General features: G+C 30.5%; 3 protein-coding genes and 1 riboswitch. All 3 genes read right to left on the bottom strand.

Annotated features, from left to right (window positions below):
• Positions 1-101: 101 nt before the first annotated feature.
• On the bottom strand, positions 102-1,352 hold the full coding sequence (locus J5G60_RS17705; protein ID WP_150359021.1) for a restriction endonuclease subunit S: 1,251 nt from the start codon (positions 1,350-1,352) through the stop codon (positions 102-104).
• Positions 1,327-1,539 carry a hypothetical protein gene (locus J5G60_RS17700; protein ID WP_150359020.1) on the bottom strand — a complete coding sequence of 71 codons (213 nt, stop codon included), beginning with the start codon at positions 1,537-1,539 and terminating at the stop codon, positions 1,327-1,329. The genes J5G60_RS17705 and J5G60_RS17700 overlap by 26 nt, the downstream gene beginning before the upstream one ends.
• Positions 1,540-1,729: 190 nt before the next feature.
• Positions 1,730-1,929, bottom strand: a riboswitch (cobalamin riboswitch).
• Positions 1,930-1,974: 45 nt separating this feature from the next.
• Positions 1,975-2,769, bottom strand: coding sequence for an IclR family transcriptional regulator (locus J5G60_RS17695; protein WP_150359019.1), 795 nt, complete (start codon positions 2,767-2,769; stop codon positions 1,975-1,977).
• Positions 2,770-2,875: the final 106 nt, after the last annotated feature.

Raw genomic sequence — 2,875 nt, 5'->3', positions numbered from 1 at the left:
ATTATCTATTTCTCTATTTTTAAGTATAAGATATAAATTTTATTCAGTCAATAGATATTCAATTATAGTTCTCTGCCTACAAACACTACTTTCCTTAATCTTCACGTAATATCTTCCAATAATATTTTACCGGAAACCAATTTGGAAATGGATATATCCCTGATATCTATCAAATTACTATTCATAAAATTATTTTGAGCCATTTTTTTATACAGTTTTGAAATTAATCTATTAAACTTTATAATTACATCATCAGGTGGAATAATGACAGGTATATTCCTCAATTCCGTGAGAGAAATGTATTTCTGGCTATTTCCCGTTATTCTAGTCCCTATGTAATTCTTCATTTTAGTCGAGGACAGATACATAAAAATGAACTCTGCCATCTCTTTATTTGACGATGTCTTTATAAGCCCTATATTTTTTATAGCATAATCTATACATTCGTCTTGAACAAGAAATGTATTCCCTATACTTCCAATCATCGTTATTAAAATATCAAGCCTTTCTACCTTGCTCCTCCTATTAATCCTTTTGAAATCCTCCTTAGATATAAAATTAACATTTCTAAGTTCTATGCTATTGTTTTTTATATTTCTGGAAGTTATAAGTTTATATCCTGCTTTTTCCTTTTTAGGTGACTCGTGGGTTCCATCTGTTACAGGAACCATATCTTTCATTTTTTCTATTCTCCAGCCTTTGGGTATATTCCCCAATTCACTTTTTCTGAATTCATTCTGACTAAAAGGTATAAAATCTACAAATAAATATTGAAAAATGGTATTTGCCATCTCATTAATAACTTTGTTCATTTCATTATTCAATTTAATTTTATGATCTAATGAGGACAGAATAAAAGCAATTTTTTTCTGCTGATTCATAGGCGGTATATATATTTCTAGATTCTCAATTGCTTTTTTGGTAAGAGTTGTTCTAACACTGCCCTCCATAGCCATGGAAATTAATAAATTTTGCGTTTTATTCCACATCAAAAAATATTTCAAAAAAACAGGGTCAACAATATTCTTTTTTACTCTTATTACAGAAACATGTTGATTTACTCTACCACCTATTATATCCTCAGGTACCAGTGTAAATCTCAGAGAAGAATTTAACCTCATATTGATCAATATATCCCCTCTTTCCAGTTTTACACTTTTAATTCTCTCTGCCGCACTATCTTCAATAAATAAAAGTCCATCATAAATAAATATGCCGTCGCCTATATTATGGCTTCTTACAAAAGGTACTGCAGATTCTCTATAAATTCCCTCAGTAATTTTTATAGATGAGCCTCTACTTATTCTAGAACAAATTCTCCCGAGCTTAGCTTTTTCCCATAAATTTCCCATGTTCTATTTCCTCCAAGTTATGTTTTATCAATATATCCAACCTGTAGCTCTCATCCATTTGATTGTATAATTTGTCAATAAGTTTGGACATTTTATTTTCAAACATAATTTCCTCAAAGCTTTTATTTTCCTCTTTCAGACAGTACTTATCAAAATTATCTTCAATTTGTTGCAAATTTTCTTCCATTTATCTTTACCTCCTAAATAAAAAAGAGAATCCAAAGGGATCCTCTTTCTTTATCTTAAATACAGCTATTTACAAATTAAAATATATTACATCAAATACAAAGATCATGTAAAGTGTTGTTCCACAATACTTTTAATCTTCCATCTATGCAACAATTCACTTAAATCATGTAATATCTCCCCCTCCGAAAGAATTAACAACATATCAGGCAGGCTTCCTGGCTCAGGTTCATCTTACTTCCTCGTCTTCCCGGATCTATTTCACCAGTGACATAAATAAGGTTTCATCCTCCATACAGTAACGGTGGGCTGCAGTGTTTTTTACACTTTTCCTTTTAACTGTTATTTAAATGTCTTCTAAAATAACAGCACCTAACAGTACATATTAAATTTTTATAAAACACATTCCTTATTAGCTAGTATATATCAAAATTTTTTATAGGTCAATATTGTGCAATTTTGTTTTATATCCGAATGTTTCAGAGATTTTAACAACAATATGTTTTAGATCCTTTGCTATTGATTGTAACTTTTCATCACTCATCCTGCTGGTAGGGCCTGCTACACTAATAGAACCTACAGGATATCCATTATAATTTATGATAGGTGCAGCTACACATCTTAATCCCACTTCCAGTTCTTCATTATCAATACAGTACTCTCTTTTTCTGATCTCCTTCAGTTCATCTCTTAATTTATCAGGATCTGTAATTGTATTACATGTAAATTGATTAAAATCAGTGTTTTGAATTATATTATCTATGTCTTTTTCAGACATAAAAGCCAGTATAGCCTTGCCTACTCCGGTACAATACATATAAGCGCTCTTTCCAACCTGTGAACTCATTTTAATAGCACTTTCTCCTTCAACTTTGTCTATATACACCACCTGGTTTCCATTACATATGGCTAAATGAGCCGTCTCGTCATACTTATCTACCAATTTTTTCAAATAAGGAAATGAACTAGTCCTTAAATCCATGCCTTCTTCAACTAATTTTCCCAATTCAAAAAGTTTTAGCCCCAATCTATATTTCCCATTTTCTAAATTCTGCCTCAAATATCCTCTGCTTTCCAATGTGCTAAGGAGTCCAAAAGTTGTACTTTTATGCAAATCCAGACGATTGGCAATCTCTGTAACACCCAGCTCATTATCTTTTTTAGAAAAACATTCCAATATCTGCAGTGCCCTATCTACTGATTGAATTAAGTTTGATTTGCTCTTTTGCATCTTTTTTATTCCTTTCTTTAAAGTTATTTACAAAAGTAATATATTTTTAGAAGTTTTTGAATATTATTATGTTTTCATTTTACTACATTAATAAAACTTTTAATAT

It is taken from the genome of Clostridium sp. HV4-5-A1G, from assembly GCF_900184915.1.
Taxonomy (GTDB): domain Bacteria; phylum Bacillota; class Clostridia; order Clostridiales; family Clostridiaceae; genus Clostridium_B; species Clostridium_B aromativorans.
Note: the sequence above shows the minus strand (reverse complement) of the source record. Positions and strands in the feature narration are given on the sequence as shown.